This is a genomic window from Rhizobium sp. YS-1r (assembly GCF_000757525.1).
GTDB classification, from domain to species: Bacteria; Pseudomonadota; Alphaproteobacteria; order Rhizobiales; family Rhizobiaceae; genus Neorhizobium; species Neorhizobium petrolearium.
Map to the genome: position 1 here is coordinate 842,011 of NZ_JPYQ01000006.1, position 19,868 is coordinate 861,878.

A 19,868-nucleotide genomic window follows, 5' to 3' on the forward strand; every position below is an offset into this window, starting at 1 on the left:
TCAGATGCCGACCGCCCGGAGGATTGCGACCGAGGCGACACCGAGTGCCACGGAAACGAGCATCGGCAGGCGCAATGCCGCAAAAGCAGTCACGGCACAGGCGATTGTTTCGGCAATTCCCGTGGCGAAAGCGGTCGGCGCGACCACCGCCATCAGCACGGCGGGCGGAATCGATTCGATCGCCTTTCTGGCATTGCCTCCGAGCGAGACATGACGGATCAGGAGAAGGCCGCTGACGCGGGTCAGAATGGTCGCCGCAGCCATAGCCAGGATAGCGAGAAGGGTCGCGAAATCGACAGTCATGGCATTGCCTCCACGCCACGGCGGCTCCCGCTGACGATAGCGGCAAGCAAGCCCGCAACCGCACCCGCCGCGATGTACCACACGCCGGGGACGAAATGCTGGGTCAAGACGGCGGCGGCACCGCTGGCGATGAGGACAGCACCTGTCTCCGGTCCTTTCCAGAAGCCCATGATCAGCACGATGAAGACCGCCGGGAACGCGAAGTCGAGCCCGAGCGTCACCGGATCGCCGAGGAAAGCCCCGAGCGCCGCACCGGCAATACCGGAGAAAATCCAGGCGAGATAGAAAGGCGCGACAAGGCCGGCGAACCAGCAAGGCGTCAGTCTCGCGGCACCGGCCCGGAATTCCGCCATGGCCCAGATTTCGTCCGCGAGGAACAGCATCGCGAGATAACGTACGCGCGGGCCGAAATTTCCCATCTTGGTGCCGAGCGAAGCGCTCATCAGCACATGGCGGATATTGACGAGCAGTGCCGCGAACCCGACGCCCGCCCAGGAGGCCGGATGCGTCCAGATGTCCATCGCCACGAATTGCGAACCGCCGGCGAAGACCAGCGCACTCATGAGGCCCGCTTCGGCGGGCGTCAGGTCCTTGGTGGCCGCCACCGCGCCGAAGACGAGGCCGATCGGGATCACCGCGGCGATCAGCGGCGATATCGCCCGCATGCCGCCGAAGAACTGCTGAAGCCTGGCATTCTCATTCACGTCCAAAACCTCCGATGGGAGCGAAGGTGATAGAACCGTGGCAAAGAGCCGTCTTGAACGAAAGTGATCAACGAGCGCGATATTGCCCCGGAGTCAAACCCGTGCGTGCCTTGAAATGCCGGGTGAAATGGGCCTGGTCGGCGAAACCGCATTCGAGCGCGATCTCGGCTGGCTGCCCGCCTTCCTGCAAGCGCTTGCGCGCCTCGCGGATGCGGATGTCAGTCAAAAAGGAATGCGGGGTGATATGGAACTCCTTGCGGAAGGCCCGGATCAGGTGCGCGCGGCTGAGGCCTGCGACGGCGGCAAGCTCTTCGAGGCCGATATCGGTCGCATAGTGTTCCACCAGATAGTCGCGGGCCTGGTGTACGGCGGACCGTTCGGATGTATCGGTCGGGACGATGATCGAGCTGCCGTGCCGACGGAACATGGCATCCAGCACGATGAACATGGGCTGGCTCGTCTCCAGCGCGCCGGCCCCCTCCTCCAGTGTGCGATGTGCTTCATGGAAAGCGTCTGCCAGCGCCTGATCATGCAGGATCTGCTTGCCGAAGGCGGGCGTGCCATTGAAGGGTTTTCCCGTAACGTCTTCCAGGATTTCACGGAAAAGCGACATGTCCGGATAGATCATCCGGTAGCGATAGCCACCGTCCTTCGGTGCGCCGTCATGGATCTCGCCGGGATTGATGAGATAGAGGTCGCCAGGCCCCGAGGCTTCGCGCGTGCCGCCGATGGTGGCGATCTGCGTGCCTTTCTCGATCGCGCCTATGCTGAAAGTATCATGCGCATGCGGGGCGAATTCATGGGTCAGGAACGTCGCGCTCAGGCATTCCATGCCGCCAAAACGGTTATCCCGCCAGAAGCGGGTTGTCTCCGCTTTCGCCAGCGGCATGTAATCGGCGGCCTGTTGCTGCGAGATATTCTCCATCGGAGAAATATAACAGATCCGCCCGCCCGCTTCTTGAACAAAAGTGATCAGGCGATCTTGCGCGCACTCACCCGGCCCATCGGATGCAGCGAATGCACCAGGAAAGGGGCACCCGGCTCTTCCTCGATGAAAAGTGCAAGATTGACGACCTCGACCAGCCTCTTCAGGTAGGGATCGAAATAGTCGCGCAGCGCCCGTTCGAAACGCGGCAGGTCGGCAGCTGAAAGCGGACCGGTGAGCGTCATATGAAAGCGGAACTCGTCCATGACGTAGGGGTAGCCCCAACGGTGGAGGTTGGCGAATTGCGGCGCGGAGAGATCGCCGGGATCGCTGCGCTCCAGCTCGGCTTCGGAAAGCGGTGCGCGAAAGACGTCGAATTCCTGTACCACGGACGCGGCGAGGAAGCGCATAGCCTCGGACGGGATCACCGGCGCCAGGGCGAAGAAATTCCCGAGACGCACCACTTCCAGCCCGGGGAGTTCGAACGGGTTGTGCGCGCCGGCAAAACGCATCAGGTGCCGCAGCAGCATCGGTTCGGTGATGTCAGGAGCGAGCCGGAACGGCGCTTTCAGCGTCGCATGGAAACCGTAGCGGCGTGGCAGCGCCGTGTTGAAGGCGATGTCGTGGATGCCGATACCGCGGATCGCCGGCGGCTCCATGGCCTCGCCGGAGAAGGCGTTGCGGCCGAGCCACTGTGCCGCGGCCAGCGTCAGCGGATCATGAGCCGGGGGCGTGAAATGAATGGCATAGCGCATGCGTCACCTTCTCGTGCTTCCTTCCCCAAACCCTGCTGTTTTACGCATTGCTCAACAATCCCTGCGGAGGGGTTAAGTGATTTGCGTGACAGATTAACGACGAGGACGACGAAAAGTTCGCGTTTAACGCGAAGCCATTTCGAGATGACTGGTGAGCGTAAATGACGCAGGAAGCCGCATTTCGCGGGAACTCGCCGCGTCGAGCGCCGCTTCCGCCAATCCATGAGCGAGCCCGAAGCTCACCTTGAAACCACCTGTGAGAGCAATCACGTTCGGATGGTCGGGGTGCGGCCCGACCATCGGATCGCGATCGATCGCCTTGGGGCGCAGCCCCGCCCAGCGCTCAATCACGGGCGCATCCTTCAAGGCCGGTACGAGCGCCCGGGCGCGGACGATAAGATCGTCGAGCAGCGCATCGGTCGCAAAGGCGTCCTCGAACGTCTCTTCGCTGGTGCTGCCCACCGCAACATGGCCGCCTTCGTGGGCGACGACATAGAGGCCGTTCAGGAAAATGACCGGCAGCGCAGGGTCGATATCGGCCGCAAGCAGCGCCGCCTGCCCCTTGACCGGCTGGCCGATCGGACGTGGCAGCGGCGGCGAGATCGGTTCGATGAGCGGGAAGGACCGATGGCCAGCGGCAACAATGCAATGGCCGAAGGTGATGCTTTCGCCGCCGGTGAAGACAATTTTGCTCATCGCGGGCTCGATCATCTCCGCGCCGACGCCCTCGACAATCCGGACATGTCTTGCGGAATACAGGAAGGTAGCAAGCGCAGAGGTCAGGCCGCGCGGCGAAACGCGCGCCGCAAACGTGTCGTGGACGAGGCCGGCCCCGGCGAAGGAGGCATCCGGCCAGCCTTCCTGCAGTGGACGGTCGATGACGTGCCAGTGGAAACGGCGGTCGCCATGACGCCATGCGGCTTCTGCATCCTGCGAGTGGCGAAGGGCGATCGTCCGCAAATGCGGTTTCGGCAGCGGGATCAGCCGGCCGCAACGGCGATAGCCGCAGGGGATGCCGGTCGCCGCCTCGATCCGGACGATCTCGTCTTCGAGGGAGAGCAGCGCGTCGAACTGGTACTGTTTCTTGTCGTTCCACTTATCCGGCATATGCGGCATCAGCGCACCGAGCAGCCCGCCGCTCGCCCCCTGCCCCAACCGGCCGGCATCGACAAGCACGGTCTCGATACCCAGCCGTTCGGCCTTTACGGCAGCCCAGAGGCCCATGATGCCACCGCCGAGAATGACAAGTTCGGCGCGTGGAGGAATATCGCGAGATTGACCGTCAAAACTTGATTGACCCCTTGAGCCGGCAGGATTATCCGCATGTCCCATGAGCAACCGTGATCCCGAAATGCTTGTTACCGCCGGCCAGACGCCGGACTCTCAGACGTTGGACTGGCACGACGGCGATATGCCGTATTCGAAGGAGTTTGGCGATCACTTTTATTGCCGCACCGACGGCAGGCTGGAATGCGGTCACGTCTTCCTGGCCGGCAACGGCCTGCCGGAGCGCTGGTCGCAAGAAAGGTCACCAATAAGGGACTTTCGGATCGGAGAGCTCGGTTTCGGCACCGGCTTGAACTTCTGCGAGACCTGGCGGCAATGGAAGCTCTTCCGTGGCCCGGCCGCGCGACTGCATTTCATGTCCTTCGAGCTCTATCCGATGAAACGCGAGGAGATCGATCGGGCGCTTTCCCGCTGGCCGGAGATCGATGCGGAGCGCCAGGCGCTCGCCGCCGCCTGGCCGGACGCTCCGACCGGCCAGGTCGATCTCCAGATGGCTGGTCAAACGCGACTGACGGTGAGCTGCGGCCCGGCACTCGCAGGCGTCACCGGAGCCGAACCCGGCTTCAATGCCTGGTTCCTCGACGGTTTCGCGCCATCGCGCAATCCGGACATGTGGTCACCCGAACTGATGCAGGCGCTCTATGAGAAGACCGCGCCTGGCGGCACTTTCGGCACCTATGCCGCGGCAGGCTTCGTACGGCGCAACCTTCAGGCAGCCGGTTTTTCGGTTGAACGCCGTCCGGGCTTTGCGGGAAAACGCGAAATGCTGTGCGGGAAGAGGTAACAGAGAAGCTGGTTACAAACTCGGGCGGCGGTGGAGCACCTATGCGGCCGGTCGTACAAGTGCCGCTTGCTGCCCTACGCTCCGGAGCATCCGTCAGTTCGAAACCGACGTCACTACCGCTCCGCCAAGCCAGTTGCGGATCTTGGCTTCCAGCGCTTCCGGGCTGATCGGCTTGGAAAGATAGTCGTCCATGCCCGCCTGCAGGCAGAGTTCCCGGTCGCTTTCGAGCGCATGCGCCGTAACCCCGATGATCGGAGTATGGGTGCCGGTTTCCTGTTCCATTTCACGGATCTTCCGGGTCGCCTGATGGCCGTTCATGACCGGCATGGACACGTCCATGAGGATCACCGCCGGATCATGCTCCTTCCAGGCGTTCACCGCTTCCGCTCCGTTCTTGACGATCTGGAAAAGCCAGCCGGTCGTCTGCAGGATCTGTGTGAAGACGATCTGGTTGACCTCGTTGTCCTCGGCGACCAGCACGTCGAGGGTCGCGGCCGGGTGCACCGGCGAGGTGGAAACCGGCTCCTCGGCAAACACCGGTTTCGAAGAGGATGCCGATACCGAAGCGGGATCGCTAGCGGCCGGTAAGGTCTGCATGACCGCCGCAACGGCTGCGGCTGGCCTCGGCCGGGCGGAGACCGGCAGATTCTCCAATGCCCGCCGTTTGGTGCGGATCGAGCGGACCACGTCGATGATCGTGCTGCGCAGGAGGTTGGCGCGGGCCGGCTTCATCAGATGGGCCTGGATGTTGAGGGCGGCGAACATGCTGTCGTCGCCAGCCATGTCCATCGAAGTCAGGAAGATGACGCCGGTGCCGTCGAAACGCGGATCGCGTCGCATATGCCGCGCGAAATCGAGGCCGTTCATCTCCGGCATGTGATAATCGAGCACGATGACATCCAGGACAAAGCCGATCCGGGCGGCTTCCCGGATGATCGCCAGGCCCTCGGCTCCGCTCTCGGTGGCAACCGTGTCGAAGCCCCACATGCTGAGCTGTTCCGTCAGGATGCGGCGGTTGACGGGATTGTCGTCGACCACGAGAACGCGCGCGCCGCTCGTGTTGATCGGCAGCGATGTCTGGACGTTACGTTCGCTGACCACCTGGAACGGCAGATGCACCGTAAAGACCGATCCGCGACCGAGTTCGCTCTCTACCTCGATATGACCGCCGAACAGCTCCGTCAGGCCGGCCGTGATGGCAAGCCCGAGGCCGGTGCCTTCGTGGCGGCGAGTGGAGGACGAATCCACCTGAGAAAACTTCTCGAAGACCGACTTCAGCTTCTCGCCGGGAATACCGAGGCCGGTATCCTCGATGCGGACGGAGAGCATCATCTCGCCCGGCCCGATCGGTTTCGACACGAGGTCGATGAAGACATGGCCCTTTTCGGTGAACTTCACCGCATTGCCGACGAGATTGGTGATGATCTGGCGGAAGCGGCCAGCATCGCCCAGAACCGTCTCGCGGACGGAAACATCGCCGCGGACGATGAGCTCGATATCCTTCTCGGCGGCGGACGACGAGAGCAGCGTTGCCACATCCTCGATCGCCTCGACCGGATCGAACGGAGCTTTCCTCAGCTTCATCTGTCCGGCGTCGATCTTCGAGAAGTCCAGAATATCGTTGATGATGGTGAGCAGCGCATTGCCGGACTTGACGATGATGTCGATAAAAGTCTTCTGACGGGTGTCGAGATTGGACTTGGCGAGCAGCTCCGCCATGCCGAGCACGCCGTTCATGGGGGTGCGGATTTCGTGGCTCATATTGGCGAGGAATTCGGACTTCGCCCGATCGGCCGCTTCGGCCCGCTGCAGGAGCCGCGTCAGGTCCTCTTCACGTTCCTTCATCTCGGTGACGTCGGTGAAGATCGCCAGCCAATGATCACTGCCGGTGATATTCGCCTCCACCTGAATCCACTTGCGGCCGTCAATCCGGAAGGAAGCGTGAACCGGCCGGCCGGCCGAAACATTTTCATCCCACGACCTCAGCGTTTCCGCCGCGTCCTCCGGTGAGCCGAGATCGCCGCGCTTGACGCAATAGCGGAAGATCTCGCGCCACTGCCTTCCCGGCACGGCCATATCGGCCGGCATATCGAGCATGTGGGGCAGAGCATCGTTGGAGAAGATGATTTCGCCGTCGTGAAGGATGAGCAACCCCTGCGACATAGCGCTTGTCGCATCACGCATCAGCGCGCCGTGCTGCTCGAGCGCGGCGCGAGCCTCGTGGATCTCCTGCTCGCGCCTGCGGATGGCGGTGATGTCCATATAGGTGAGCAGCGTCTTGCCGCCGGAGAGCCGTGTGTGCGAGATGACGAGGGTACGGCTGTTGCGGCTCTTTACCTCGATCGGCGGCCCCTCGTGATTTTCCCTTAGCGCAGCGACGCGCTCTTCGTAGATCTCGTCGAAACTTTGAGTCGAACCGGCATAAATGCCGTGGTCGAAATTGATCTTGAGGAACTCACGATAGGAGCGCCCCGGCAGGTCTACCTGTTCTCCGGCGTCCCAGAAAGAATAGAAGGCCGGGTTGGCATATTCGAACAGGAACTTGTCATCGAGAATCGCGATACCGACCGGTATGGCATGCAGGATCGTCTGCAGGTCCCGGCCGAGCTTCTCCGCCTTTTTCTGCGCCTCCTTGATGAGGGAAACATCCGTGCGGGAGCCGACGAGATGATGCGCACCGTCCTGGGTGGTGATACGGCGCAGGCGGGTGATGACGGGGATCGTGGAGCCATCGGGGAACCTGACGTCCTCCGACTTGTCGATGTCCTCGCCTTGCATGACCCGGTCGTTTTCAAGACGGAAGCGATCGGCCGCGTCCGGGAACATCTCCGTCTCGGTCTTGCCGAGGAAATGTTCTCGCGGGCTGCCCAGCATCGTCTCGTAAGCGGCGTTCGCATAGGTGAGCCGGCGGTCGCTGTTGCGAACGAAGACCGGCACCGGCAGATCCTCGAGCACGGCCCGGAACAGGCCCGTCTCCGAAACCTGCGTGCGCAGGAGCATTTCCTGCTCCTTGAACTCCGTCACATCGTGGCGGATAGCGATCAGAAGGCCGTTTTCCAGCCGCTTGTTGATGCTTCGGACCCATCGCCCGTCGGAAAGCTGGTCGACGCTTTCCGAATAGGGAAGCTCAAAGGGCTTCATCCGTTCGGCAATCCAAGCCGCCTTGTCCGGCGGGTTGGCGCCCAGGCTCTGGGGAGACAGGCGTTGCCGCCGGTCATAGGCATAACCGAGGACTTCCCTGAGCGTGATACCGGGCTTGATGTCCACCGAAATGGACGACAGATAATCGATGAGCTGGGAATTGCAGTAAAGGAGAGCATCGTTCTTGTCGTAGATGCCGATGCCCATCTCAAGCATGTCGAGGGCGTCGTCGAGAAGCGCGTTGTTGAAGAATGAGATCGGCTCTACGTCCCTTCCGTTAAAGGGCACGGCATCGTGCTGGCGCTCGAAGGCCGATCCTGGGTCCGAAACCGAAGCGAACGTGCCGAACAGATAGGTATGATCGTTTTCCGTCAGAAAACGCTCGATGTGGATTTCATGGCGCACCGCGCCGGAACGGTCGAAGCAGAGCGCCGTCTCGTCTGTGCCGAAGACGATCGCCCGGCATTCCTTTTCCCTGCGGTCGGCGTCTTCCGCCGTGCCGGAGAGACTGCGGCTCACCGTGCCGGCGAATTCGCTCGGATCCAGACCAAAGAGGCGCGCATAGGCCGCATTCACCGCTACGTAAGCGAGGGCGCTGTCCTTGATGAAGGCGGGGTCGGCGAGATCGTTGATCCGCTCGCACGCCGTTTTCAAGAGTTCGCTTTCCGTCTCCACCTTCCCCCACTCCGTCGTGCCGGCCTGACACCGTTCGATTCGTTTTCCCCATCGATTGATAACACCATGGCGAGCGTTAACAACGTATTGTTGACGAAAGGCAAAGGTTCACAATTTCCGCTATTTCAGTCATTCCGGCAGAAACCTACCCGACGCTATCCCACGAGAGGCGGCCAATAGTCGCAAATGGCAGGGGTGAAGACGGCGGAAGTCTGACAGATTTCGCAAGACATGACGCAGATGGAACGATCATGAGCGAGATTACGACACCCTCGGCCGCCCCCCAAAAACAACCAGAAGATGCTGCACGCCATCGCCGCCCAGGACGCCGCAGGGCTGAACGGCAGCGAGCCCGATCACCCGATAGCCGATACGCAAAGCTTGCCAACACTCTCGCACGCACCGAGATCCTGCCGCCGGAGGCGCTGGAGGATATCCACCAAGCATCGCTCACCGTGCTGGAAGAGGTGGGCATGGACATCATCCTGCCCGAGGCGCGGGAAAGGATGAAGACAGCTGGCGCGGACGTGACGCCGGGCGAGCAACGCGTGCGCTTCGATCGCGGGCTGATCCTGGAGATGATCGCGTCGGCTCCCTCTTCCTTCACGATGTTCGCCCGCAACCCGGCAAGGAATGTCGAAATCGGCGGCAGCAACCTCGTCTTCGCCCAGGTCGCCAGCGCGCCATTCGTAGCCGACCGCGACGGTGGCCGCCGCGTCGGCAACCGGGAAGACTTCCGCAAGCTCGTCAAGCTCGCCCAGCATTACGACGTGATCCACACGACCGGCGGCTATCCGGTCGAGCCGGTCGATATCCACGCCTCGGTGCGCCATCTCGACTGTCTCTCCGATCTGGTGAAGTTCACCGACAAGGTATTCCACTGCTATTCGCTCGGGAAACAACGCAATCTCGACGCGCTGGAGATCGCCCGGATCGGCCGCGGGATTTCCGTGGAGCAAATGGAACGCGAACCTTCGCTCTTTACCGTTATCAACTCGTCCTCCCCGCTTCGTCTTGACGGGCCGATGCTGCAGGGGATCATCGAGATGTCGTCCCGCAACCAGGTCGTCATCATGACGCCTTTCACGCTCGCCGGGGCCATGGCACCGGTAACGATCGCAGGCGCCCTCGTCCAGCAGAACGCCGAGGCACTCTGCGGCATCGCTTTCACCCAGATGGTGAGGAAAGGTGCACCGGTCATGTATGGCGGCTTTACCTCGAATGTCGACATGAAGACGGGGGCACCGGCCTTCGGCACTCCGGAATATATGAAGGCGGTGATCGCCGGTGGGCAGCTGGCGAGAAAATATGGCGTGCCTTACCGCACCTCCAACACCAATGCAGCCAACACGCTCGACGCACAGGCGGCTTATGAATCGATGATGTCGCTATGGGCCCTGACGCAGGGCGGCGGCAATTTCGTACTGCACGCCGCGGGCTGGACCGAAGGCGGACTGACGGCTTCCTTCGAGAAATTCGTCCTCGACGTGGACATGTTGCAGATGGTGGCGGAATTTCTTTCGCCCCTTGATGTCAGCGCGAATGCGCTGGCGCTGGAGGCCGTACGCGACGTCGGCCCAGGCGGTCATTATTTCGGCACCGCACATACGCTGGCGCGTTACGAGAACGCCTTCTACTCGCCGATCCTCTCCGATTGGCGTAACTTCGAGACCTGGACCGAGGCCGGGCGCCCGACCACCTACGACCACGCCAACCGCGTCTTCAAGCAGGCACTTACCGCCTACGATCAGCCCCCGCTCGACCCGGCGATAGAGGAAGAGCTCGATTCGTTCGTGGCGAGGCGCAAGGCAGAGGGCGGCGTGCCGACGGATTTCTGATCCGCCCTGTTTTAGTCGGCATTTTGCCATTTTTTGGACAAAATCCATCCCGGCGATTGTTTCATCTTTCGAAGACTCAACCGAGAGCGGTGTCAGTCTGAACAGCCGTTCAGACAACTTCATGATGTTCTTCATCAATCCGCCGCCTTTGCACGCGACCCTTTTCTTCGTGCCCTTAAAGAATAAAGGGAAAGGAACAAGACCATGTCCGTACTGCATAAAAGCGTTTCCGCGGGCCTAATCGCTCTAACTGTCGCAGGCGCACTGACGGCAACCGCCCCAGCCGCGCAAGCTCGCGACCGCCATCATCATCGTGGCGACGTCTGGGCCGGCGTCGCAGCCGGACTTGCGGGCGGCATCATCGGCGGCGCGATCGTCTCAGGATCCCAGCGGCCCGTCTACGTCGAGCCTGAATACGAATACGCCCCGCCTCCGCCCCCGCCGGTCTACCATCGCACCTATTATCGTACGGAGTATGTACCGCGCTGCCATTACGAATGGGTCGAGAACGAATGGGGCGATGCTTATCGCGCCCGCGTCTGCCCGCGCTACTGAACCAGCCGATCATGCTGTCAGAGTGACCCGCCTCCGCCACAGTCCGGAGGCGGGTCTTTTGTTGTTGACGCGCCCAACCTTCGATGAATTCTGTTTTCGCAGTTGCGAAACATTTACTTGACATTTGCCCTGAAACCTACCAAATGCGCCCTAGCTTTCACCTTCCGGCCGCCGCGTGAGCTGGCCCCGCGTCAATAGAACCGCGAAGAAGGAACAAGGCGCACAGATAGATCGCCCTCGACCCTCGAGGGTTTAAGCGCTGGAAAGCAATTTCCAACTTACAAGTTCCCACTTCACGCGGGGTTCTTGACGCCAAAGGCAAGCCGGACAGCATGGTGCTGACCCGGACGATATCTTTTGGCGCCCCGAAAAGGTATTCGACTTGACGAATTTTCATGAGCTTGGTCTCACCAAGCAGATCGTAGCCACTCTCTCCCAGCTTGGTTACGAAACGCCGACGCCGATCCAGGCGCAGGCGATCCCCGAACTTCTGAAAGGCCGCGACATGATCGGCCTTGCCCAGACCGGCACCGGCAAGACCGCAGCCTTCGGTCTCCCCATCATCGAAATGCTGCTGAAGGAAGCCAAGCGTCCCGACAACCGCACCACCCGCACGCTTGTTCTCGCTCCGACTCGCGAACTGGTCAATCAGATCGCCGTCAACCTGAAGAATTTCATCAGGAAGACGCCGCTCAAGGTCAACACCGTTGTCGGCGGCGCTTCCATCAATAAACAGCAGCTCCAGCTCGAACGTGGGACCGACATCCTCGTCGCAACCCCGGGCCGCCTGCTGGACCTCATCAGCCGCCGTGCCATCTCGCTCGGTCAGGTGACGCATCTTGTCCTCGACGAGGCCGACCAGATGCTCGACCTCGGGTTCATCCACGACCTGCGCAAGATCTCCAAGATGGTGCCGGCCAAGCGCCAGACGCTGCTCTTTTCGGCCACCATGCCGAAGGCGATCGCCGACCTTGCCAGCGACTATCTGACCGATCCGATCAAAGTGGAAGTGACGCCTCCGGGCAAGGCTGCCGACAAGGTCGAGCAGTATGTCCATTTCGTCACCGGCAAGAACGACAAGACCGAGCTTCTCAAGACCTCGCTCGAGGAAAACCCCGATGGCCGCGCCATGGTCTTCCTGCGCACCAAGCACGGCGCTGAAAAGCTCGCCAAATACCTCGAGCACCTCGAGTTCGAAGTCGCCTCGATCCACGGCAACAAGAGCCAGGGCCAGCGCGAACGCGCCTTGAAAGCCTTCCGCGAAGGCGATATCCGCGTTCTCGTCGCGACCGACGTTGCCGCCCGCGGCATCGATATTCCGGGCGTAACGCACGTCTTCAACTATGACCTGCCGGAAGTGCCGGACGCTTACGTCCATCGTATCGGCCGCACCGCTCGCGCCGGCCGCGACGGAATCGCGATCGCCTTCTGTGCACCGGACGAAGCCGGCCTGCTGCGCGACATCGAGCGCCTGATGGGCATCGAGATCGCCACCGCTTCGGGTGAGCGCCCGCAGGGCATGAGCCGTCCTTCGCGCGGCGGTAACAACAATCGCGGCGGCAATCGCGGCCGCGGCGGCAACGGCCAGGGCCGTGGCCGGAGCATTGGCGACGGTCGTCCGGAGCGTCGCGAACGTCCGGCCCGAAAGCCGTTCTTCGCGTCGGAAGGTGCGGAAGCGGGCACCCAATCGGAAGAACGCGGCGAACGTCAGGACCGTCCGTTCCGCGGCGAGCGTCCGCAGCGTGCGCATGGTGACCGGCCCCATGGTGATCGTCGTCAGGGCGATCGTCCCTTCGGCGGACGCCCTGATCGCGACAACCGCCGCAACGAGGATTTCCGCGGCCAGCGTCGTGGTGAAGAAGCACCCCGCTTTGAAGCCGACAACGATCTGGCTTCGACCTCGGATTTCCGTCCGTCCAAGAAGCAGTTCGGTTCGCAGAACGGAGCAGAAAACCGGCCGGCCCGAAAGGAGCACCGCAAAGGCAATGGTGGTCAGAACGGCCATGCAGCGCACGGCGCCCATGAGCCCGGTCGTGAGCGCAATGCCCGCAACGGCCACGGCCGTCCGTCGCATGGTCAAACGGCTCAGGAGCATGGCGAAAATCGCGGTCCAGTCCGGTTCGGCAACGACAACCGCTCCGGCGGTCAGCAGGGCCGCAAGCGCCGCCCGGCATAACCGAGAATAAGCCAAGAGGCCGCCCGCGCGGCCTCTTTTTTATCATTTCACCGCAGCGTTTCCGCCGTCTGCGAAAAGGGCCGAGCCCGCGACGAAGCTTGCCATCGGACCGGCTAGGAACAGTGCTGCACGGGCGATCTCCTCCGGCTGGGCGATGCGTTTCAAGGCGTGCAGCCCCGCAGCCCATTCCTTCTGAGCCGCGTCGCCCGCCATGGGCGTATCGACCCCGCCCGGCAAAAGGGCATTCGCCCGGATGCCCCGCGCCGCATAATCGGCGGTAATGCCTTTCACCAACCCCATCAGACCGGCCTTGGAGGCCGCATAGGCCGCCATGCCGGGAATACCGACAGTCGTGCCGACGAAGGTGGAGGTGAAGATGATCGATCCGCCGCCGCGCTCGAGCATGGCGGGGATCTGCCATCGCGCGCCCCAAAAGGCACTGGTCAGGTTTGTCGTGAGGGTGCGTTGCCATTCGTCTGGCGTCACCTCTGCCAGCGGCTTATAGGGTCCGACCGTCCCGGCATTGTTGAAGGCAATGTCCAGACCACCGAACCGATCAAGCGCGGTGTCGAGCAGCTTTCGATGGGTTTCCTCCTCTGTGACATCGCCCGCAACTGCAATCGCGCGGCCGCCGGCATCCGCGATCTCCGCAACCAGCTTCTGCAACTCCTCCGGCCCGCGCGCATTGGCGACGACGGCGGCTCCTTCCGCGGCGAATAGAAGAGCGGTGGCGCGACCGATGCCGCTCGATGCGCCGGTGACGATAGCAATTTTGCTGTTCAGCATGACGTGGCTCCTGTTGGATCGCCGATGCTGGTTAGTTCCGCAAAACGGTTACCGACACCCGTTTCATGCGTGAGGAAGTTTCCGGCCGAGAGCGACAGGCAGACCGGGCGGTCCAGCCTGCAATCTCGCCGTCCAGGCGTGGCCGGGATGGAGTGTCTCGAGGCAAGCTTTCAGCCAGCCCCGTTCCGGGTCGGTCAACTTCGTGAGCGCATTGTCGAAGTCGATTTCATCCTTCGCGCGCCGGTATTTGGCCTTGAACAGCAGGATCGCCGCCAGCTTCAGATATGGAACGCCTTCGGTCGTTCTCGTGACGATTTCGGCTCGGCGCAAGGAGATGCTCGGGTCGCGCTTGTAGACCCATCTGTCCTCCGTTCCAGGTTCGATCATCATGTCGACGCGCCAGTGCCTCGTCTCCACATCCTCGCACCAGATCTGCGCGATCGCCTCCGGCGGCTGTTGCTCCGCCGGCAGATAGTCGACATTGCCATTACCGACCGAATAGAAGCGCATTCCTTCCAGCCGCTCGCGAAACGCAGGGACGTCGTGGCGCAGGATGGTGAATTCCAGATCTGCGTGTGAACGGGTCTGATGCCCGTGCCAGAGGTTGAGCGCCCACCCGCCGACAACGCACCAGGGCTGTTCCATGCCTACCAGACGCTCCGCGAGCTCGCGCGGATGCCAGGCGGACCATCACCGTGATCGGGCGGCGAATATAGTGACATGAATCCGGTCTCCATCTGTCTTACGGCCCTTGGCGGAATTACCCTATCCGGCCGCTTCCGTTTTCGCCTTTCGGTCCTTCGGAAGCCACCGCGCATCCGGGGCGCACGGCAGCGTGAACGCCCGGATCGCAGCAGCCACGCCGAAAATCTGAAGGGCCGCGCCAACCCATTCGGCGCCCGACGGCCATCTGGCTTCGAACATGAAGCCGTAGGCCAGCCCGAAAACGGTTTCGGCGACAATGAGCTGCGCCGCCAGCGCAATCGGCAATCTCCGCGAGGCGACCACCCAGCACCAGGTCGCGAACCACGATCCCGCAAGCCCGGTCAGCAGCGCCCAGCCGGCGAAACGGGAAATCTCCGACGGGGAGGCGGAAATCTCTCCGAAATTCGTGAATGGCAGAATGACGAGGCTTCCGAGTGCAGCACCAAGTCCCTGCACGCCCGTCCACCGCAACGCGTCCGGCGCGTCGCAGGCACGCATGACGATGCCGTTGGCGAGGCCGTAGACGATCCAGATCGCCAGCGCCGCCACCGCAGAGAGCGCTCCGAGCAGCACCATTCCGCGGCCCTGCGGCACGACGGTCGAAAGGGCATCGAGGTTCACCACCAGGACGCCGGCGACGATCAGCGAGAACGGCAGGGCAAGCGACCGCCAGCGAACGGTGTCATCGCGCCAGTTGGCGATCAGCGCCAAAAGCACGGGCATGGTCCCGATGACGAGCGGCGGAACGGCGGCCCCGGCCAAGCGCACCGCATAGGCGACGGCGAGGAAATAACCGACATAACCGAGACAGCCCAGGCCCAGTCCGACCGCAATCCGACCGGCCGAAAAGGCGACCGGCCGGAAGCGCCGGTTCGCCATGAGGACAAACGATGCGACACCGAAAAGCCCATAGCGCGCCACCGCCAGATCCCACGGGGTGAAGGGGTCGACCGCACGCGGCGCGACGAAAGTAAGCCCCCACAACGCACATGTCGCAAGGGCCGCGAGAATGCCGATCGGCATGCCATCCATCCTGTTCAGCAGCAATGTTTTCTTTATCGAATAGTGGCCGGGCGCCATCGCGAATTCCATGGATTTTCGAAGGCGTTCCAGCCTATCTTCGCTGCATGTCAAAACCGAAAACGCCCCCTCGCCTTCGATTCGAAAGTCACCAGATCGACAAGGTCGACGCGACAATTCTGGAAGCGCTCGACGCGGATGCCCGGCTGAGCATGGCGGACCTCGGCCGGCTGATCGGCATGTCGGCTCCGGCCGTCTCCGAACGGGTCCGCCGGCTGGAGACGGCAGGCGTCATCCGCGGCTTCAGCCTCGACGTGGATACCCGTGCGCTTGGCTACGAGATCCGGGCACTGGTCCGCATCAGGCCGTTCCCCGGCAAGCTGCATCTCGTCGAAAAGCTCATTCAAGAGACGCCGCAGGTCATCGAATACGACAGGATTACCGGCGACGACCCGTTTCTCGCACGCCTGGTCGCCCGTTCGGTCGAGGAGATGGATGAGGTGGTCAAGACCTTCTGCGAGCACGCCGTCACCAGCACATGCGTCATCAAATCGTCCTCGCACACCCGTCGGCTGCCGCCTCTCCACGGGCCCTAGCGCGACATCCGCACCGCCTGGCGCATCCCCTGGGCCTTGCGGTTCACCAAGTAGACGCCTGCCACGACGATCACCGTGCCGACGATCATCGGGAGCGTCAGCGGCTCGCCGAACAGGATCGCCGCCTCAACCGCCACGACAGGCGGCATCAGATAGATGAGTGAGGCTGCCCGTGACACCTGTCCGCGTCGGATGAGATAGAGGAGGAGCCCGACCGCGCCCATGGAAATGCCGAAGACTGACCAGGCCATGGCCAGTACCGCCTGATGCGTCCAGTCGAAGCGGAGGTCTTCAAGCACGAGCGCAAACGGCACGGTAACGATCAGCGCGCCGACGAACTGCAGCGTCGCGATCGAAAAAAGGTCGCCCTCCTGCAGGTGCCGCTTCTGGTAAAGCGTGCCGTAGGTGACCGAGGTCATCGCCACAAGGTTGATCAGTACCGGAAGGGCAAGGCCTGCAAGGCCGCGATCAAAGACGTCGAGAAGTTGCGACGAAATCGCGATCAGGATGCCGGCGAAACCGAGCACCAGGCCCAGTTTCTGGGCCGGCTGCAGCCGTTCGCCAATAAAAAACGGCGCAACCATCGCCGTCAGCAGCGGCTGAAGACCGGCAATGATGCCGGACAGGCCCGCAGGCACCCCCTGCCCGATCGCATACCAGACGCCGACCAGATAAAAACCGTGCAGGAAGACGCCGGACAGGATCGCATGGCCGAACTGACCGCGACTCTTCGGCCATTTCGCCCCCATGACGAAACACACGGCCAAGAAGGCGATCGCCGCGAGCGTATGCCGCACGGCAAGAAAGGTGATGGGATCGGCATGCGCCGCCGCGTATTTCGCGACGATCCAGCCCGTGGACCAGAGGAAGACAAAAAGGGCCGGAGCCATTCGATCGAGCATGATTGATTCCGGCAGGTTTTGACAAAAGGCAGGTCGCGCTTGTCTAGGCACAGTCGGTTTGATGGTCAAAACAGAAAAACTGATGGCTGCATTGAATGGCGCTTGAACGGTACTTGAACAGCAGTTGGGCAGTTGGCGCTTTTGCAGGCAGAGGGACGGAAGACACCTTCCGGTAGCCGTAGCCTTGTCCAGCACCGCGAATACTACCTTTAGGCAGGAAGGGTGTTTCGAGACGACGATTTTCTGACGCTTCGGAATACGCGCCGGCAACTGTGCATGGTTCTTGCATTGCTATCTGCATTGTACTCTTATGGTGAAAAAATCGGGGAACGCGCCTTTGGCATTTGATGAAATGTTAACCGCGGAAAGCCATCCGCGACTGCCATACAAGACCTATCACGAGTGGTATACCAACCAGGATGCCGCCCACCTGATTCGCAAAACCCAGGATGCGGAAAACATATTCAGAAAGACGGGCATCACCTTCGCGGTCTATGGACACGCCGACAGTTCCGAAAAGCTCATCCCCTTCGACATCATCCCCCGCATCATTTCCGCCCGAGAATGGCGCAAGCTCGCCCAGGGCATCGAACAGCGGGTTCTCGCCCTCAACGCCTTCCTCGACGACATCTATCACAAGCAGGAGATCATCAAGGCGGGCCGCATCCCCCGCCAGTTGATCGAAAAGAACAGCGCTTTCCTGCCGCAGATGATCGGTTTCAAGCCGCCGGGCGGCGTCTATACCCATATCGTCGGCACCGATATCGTCCGCACCGGCGAGGACCAGTTCTACGTGCTGGAGGACAACGCCCGCACCCCGTCCGGCGTCAGCTACATGCTGGAAAACCGGGAAACCATGATGCAGATGTTCCCGGAACTCTTCACGCTGAACAAGGTGCAGCGCGTCGAGGACTATCCGCGGCTTCTGCGCCAGTCGCTCGCTTCGCTCGCCCCGCCCGGCTGCAAGGGGAAGCCGCGCGTCGCGGTACTCACCCCCGGCATTTACAATTCCGCCTATTACGAACATTCCTTCCTCGCCGACCAGATGGGCGTCGAACTGGTGGAAGGCGGCGACCTGCGCGTCATCGATGGCCGCGTGAAGATGCGCACGACCCGCGGCTACGAGGCGATCGACGTGCTCTACCGCCGCGTCGACGACGATTTTCTCGATCCTCTCACCTTCCGGCCGGAATCTGCACTCGGCGTTCCCGGAATCATGGACGTCTACCGGGCCGGCAACATCACCATCGCCAACGCCCCCGGCACCGGCATTTCCGACGACAAGGCGATCTACTCCTATATGCCGGAGATCGTCGAGTTCTATACCGGCCGCAAGGCGATGCTGGAAAACGTGCCGACCTGGCGCTGTTCGGAGCCGGCAAGCCTCAAATACGTGCTGGAGCACATCGAGGAGCTGGTCATCAAGGAAGTGCACGGTTCCGGCGGCTACGGCATGCTGGTCGGCCCGACAGCGACGAAGAAGGAACGCGCTGAATTTGCGGAAAAGCTCGCGGCCAAGCCGAACAACTACATCGCTCAGCCGACGCTGGCGCTCTCGACCGTGCCGATCTTCGTCAACAAGGGCATCGCGCCGCGCCACGTCGACCTGCGTCCCTATGTGCTCGTCTCCGACAAGGTGCAGATCATTCCGGGCGGCCTGACCCGCGTGGCGCTGAAACAGGGGTCGCTGGTGGTCAATTCCAGCCAGGGCGGCGGCACCAAGGACACCTGGGTTCTGGAAGATTGAGGTCGAGGTCGTAATCATATGCTCGGAAGAACTGCAAACGGCCTCTACTGGATGTTCCGCTACATCGAGAGAGCCGAAAATATCGCCCGCCTTGTCGATGCCGGCCTGCGCGTCTCGCTGACCCGTGCCGGCTCTTCGGACGAGGACTGGCACGGTGTGCTGGAAAGCGCCGGCGTGCGCGAAGCCTATTCGGAAGTGCATGCCGAACTGACGGCGACGGATGCGATCGACTACCTTCTGCGCGACCAGTCCAATCCGTCGAGCGTCATGTCCTGCATCGAATTCGGGCGCAACAACGCCCGCATGGTGCGCACGGCGCTGACCCGCGAGACCTGGGAAGCCACCAACGAATGCTGGATCGACCTGAAGGCCCGGCTTTCCCGCAAACTGAAGCCCGCTGACCTGCCAGAGCTGATCGACGTCATCAAACAGCGCTGCGGCCTGATCCGTGGCGCCTTTCACGGTTCGATGTTGAGGAACGACCTCTACAACTTCTCACGCATCGGCACGTTCATCGAACGGGCGGACAATACGAGCCGCATCCTCGACGTAAAATATTACGTGCTCCTCCCGTCGGTGAGCCAGGTCGGATCGGCGCTCGACAATTTTCAGTGGGAATCGATCCTGCGATCGGTTTCCGCCCAGCGTTCCTACGGATGGGTCTATGACGGAGAATATCAGGCTGCCAATATCGCGGACTTCCTGATCCTCAAGGTGCAGATGCCCCGTTCGCTCGCCTATTGCTACGAGAAGATCGTCAGCAATCTCGGCTATATCGCCGAAGACTACGGCGAGCGGCTGAAGGCGCACGAAACGGCCGATGCCATCCGCTCGACGCTGAAGCGCGGCACGATCACCGACATCATGGATCAGGGCCTGCACGAATTCCTGGAGGATTTCGTCAGCCGCAACAACCAGCTTAGCGCCGAGATCACCGAAGGCTACCGTTTCTACCAGTAGAGCAGGATA

The 19,868-nt window shown here is 62.0% G+C and carries 17 protein-coding genes; 7 read left to right on the top strand and 10 right to left on the bottom strand.

Translation table 11 applies throughout. The annotated features are described in order from the left end of the window. From JL39_RS08520 to JL39_RS08540, 5 genes are all read right to left on the bottom strand, one after another. Positions 1–303 (bottom strand): AzlD domain-containing protein, encoded by a 303-nt coding sequence (locus JL39_RS08520; protein ID WP_037148242.1) that lies wholly within the window; start codon positions 301–303, stop codon positions 1–3. Next, on the bottom strand, positions 300–968 hold the full coding sequence (locus tag JL39_RS08525) for an AzlC family ABC transporter permease (RefSeq protein WP_052182777.1): 669 nt from the start codon (positions 966–968) through the stop codon (positions 300–302). Before JL39_RS08525 ends, JL39_RS08520 begins: the two co-directional genes overlap by 4 nt. Positions 969–1,074: 106 nt before the next feature. After that, a complete protein-coding gene (locus JL39_RS08530; RefSeq protein ID WP_037148243.1) occupies positions 1,075–1,932 on the bottom strand; it encodes an AraC family transcriptional regulator in 858 nt (285 codons plus the stop codon). A gap of 47 nt (positions 1,933–1,979) precedes the next feature. After that, positions 1,980–2,687 (bottom strand): DUF1045 domain-containing protein, encoded by a 708-nt coding sequence (locus tag JL39_RS08535; RefSeq protein WP_037148245.1) that lies wholly within the window; start codon positions 2,685–2,687, stop codon positions 1,980–1,982. A 123-nt stretch (positions 2,688–2,810) separates the two neighbouring features. After that, positions 2,811–4,019: an FAD-binding oxidoreductase gene (locus JL39_RS08540; RefSeq protein ID WP_037148247.1), complete on the bottom strand. Its 1,209-nt coding sequence runs from the start codon at positions 4,017–4,019 to the stop codon at positions 2,811–2,813. Here JL39_RS08540 and mnmD point away from each other — a divergent pair. Then, positions 4,018–4,758, top strand: coding sequence for a tRNA (5-methylaminomethyl-2-thiouridine)(34)-methyltransferase MnmD (gene mnmD / locus JL39_RS08545; protein WP_052182737.1), 741 nt, complete (start codon positions 4,018–4,020; stop codon positions 4,756–4,758). The two genes, JL39_RS08540 and mnmD, sit on opposite strands and share 2 nt — an antisense overlap. A 93-nt stretch (positions 4,759–4,851) precedes the next feature. On the opposite strand, the gene JL39_RS08550 is transcribed toward mnmD, so the two are convergent. Further along, positions 4,852–8,574 (bottom strand): response regulator, encoded by a 3,723-nt coding sequence (locus JL39_RS08550; protein WP_037148250.1) that lies wholly within the window; start codon positions 8,572–8,574, stop codon positions 4,852–4,854. Between the two features lie 251 nt (positions 8,575–8,825). On the opposite strand from JL39_RS08550, the gene JL39_RS08555 reads away from it, so the two are divergent. The 3 genes from JL39_RS08555 (at position 8,826) to JL39_RS08565 (ending at position 13,143) form a co-directional block, all read left to right on the top strand. Continuing rightward, the gene (locus JL39_RS08555; protein ID WP_037148252.1) at positions 8,826–10,412 is read left to right on the top strand and encodes a trimethylamine methyltransferase family protein; all 1,587 of its coding nucleotides are present in this window, start codon (positions 8,826–8,828) and stop codon (positions 10,410–10,412) included. Positions 10,413–10,616: 204 nt separating this feature from the next. Further along, positions 10,617–10,967: a hypothetical protein gene (locus tag JL39_RS08560; protein WP_037148254.1), complete on the top strand. Its 351-nt coding sequence runs from the start codon at positions 10,617–10,619 to the stop codon at positions 10,965–10,967. Between the two features lie 382 nt (positions 10,968–11,349). Further along, positions 11,350–13,143, top strand: coding sequence for a DEAD/DEAH box helicase (locus JL39_RS08565; RefSeq protein WP_037148256.1), 1,794 nt, complete (start codon positions 11,350–11,352; stop codon positions 13,141–13,143). 42 nt (positions 13,144–13,185) lie between these two features. Here JL39_RS08565 and JL39_RS08570 read toward each other — a convergent pair whose 3' ends face one another. The 3 genes from JL39_RS08570 to JL39_RS08580 all read right to left on the bottom strand — a co-directional run bounded on the left by JL39_RS08570 (position 13,186) and on the right by JL39_RS08580 (position 15,726). Further along, positions 13,186–13,929 (bottom strand): SDR family oxidoreductase, encoded by a 744-nt coding sequence (locus JL39_RS08570; protein ID WP_037148258.1) that lies wholly within the window; start codon positions 13,927–13,929, stop codon positions 13,186–13,188. 63 nt (positions 13,930–13,992) lie between these two features. Then, positions 13,993–14,574 (bottom strand): amino acid transporter, encoded by a 582-nt coding sequence (locus JL39_RS08575; RefSeq protein WP_244446846.1) that lies wholly within the window; start codon positions 14,572–14,574, stop codon positions 13,993–13,995. Between the two features lie 120 nt (positions 14,575–14,694). After that, on the bottom strand, positions 14,695–15,726 hold the full coding sequence (locus tag JL39_RS08580; protein WP_244446847.1) for a DMT family transporter: 1,032 nt from the start codon (positions 15,724–15,726) through the stop codon (positions 14,695–14,697). A gap of 35 nt (positions 15,727–15,761) precedes the next feature. Between JL39_RS08580 and JL39_RS08585 the strand changes: the two genes are divergently transcribed. Beyond that, positions 15,762–16,250, top strand: a complete 489-nt coding sequence (locus tag JL39_RS08585; RefSeq protein WP_052182738.1) for an Lrp/AsnC family transcriptional regulator — start codon at positions 15,762–15,764, stop codon at positions 16,248–16,250. Here the strand turns inward: JL39_RS08585 and JL39_RS08590 are convergent. Continuing rightward, a complete protein-coding gene (locus tag JL39_RS08590; RefSeq protein WP_037148750.1) occupies positions 16,247–17,155 on the bottom strand; it encodes a DMT family transporter in 909 nt (302 codons plus the stop codon). The genes JL39_RS08585 and JL39_RS08590 overlap by 4 nt on opposite strands. Positions 17,156–17,489: 334 nt before the next feature. Here JL39_RS08590 and JL39_RS08595 point away from each other — a divergent pair, with 334 nt between their 5' ends. Both JL39_RS08595 and JL39_RS08600 read left to right on the top strand, forming a co-directional pair. Continuing rightward, positions 17,490–18,899, top strand: a complete 1,410-nt coding sequence (locus tag JL39_RS08595; protein ID WP_037148260.1) for a circularly permuted type 2 ATP-grasp protein — start codon at positions 17,490–17,492, stop codon at positions 18,897–18,899. An 18-nt stretch (positions 18,900–18,917) separates the two neighbouring features. Next, entirely contained in the window at positions 18,918–19,859 is a 942-nt protein-coding gene (locus JL39_RS08600; protein WP_037148261.1) for an alpha-E domain-containing protein, read from the top strand. The last annotated feature ends 9 nt before the right edge of the window (positions 19,860–19,868 follow it).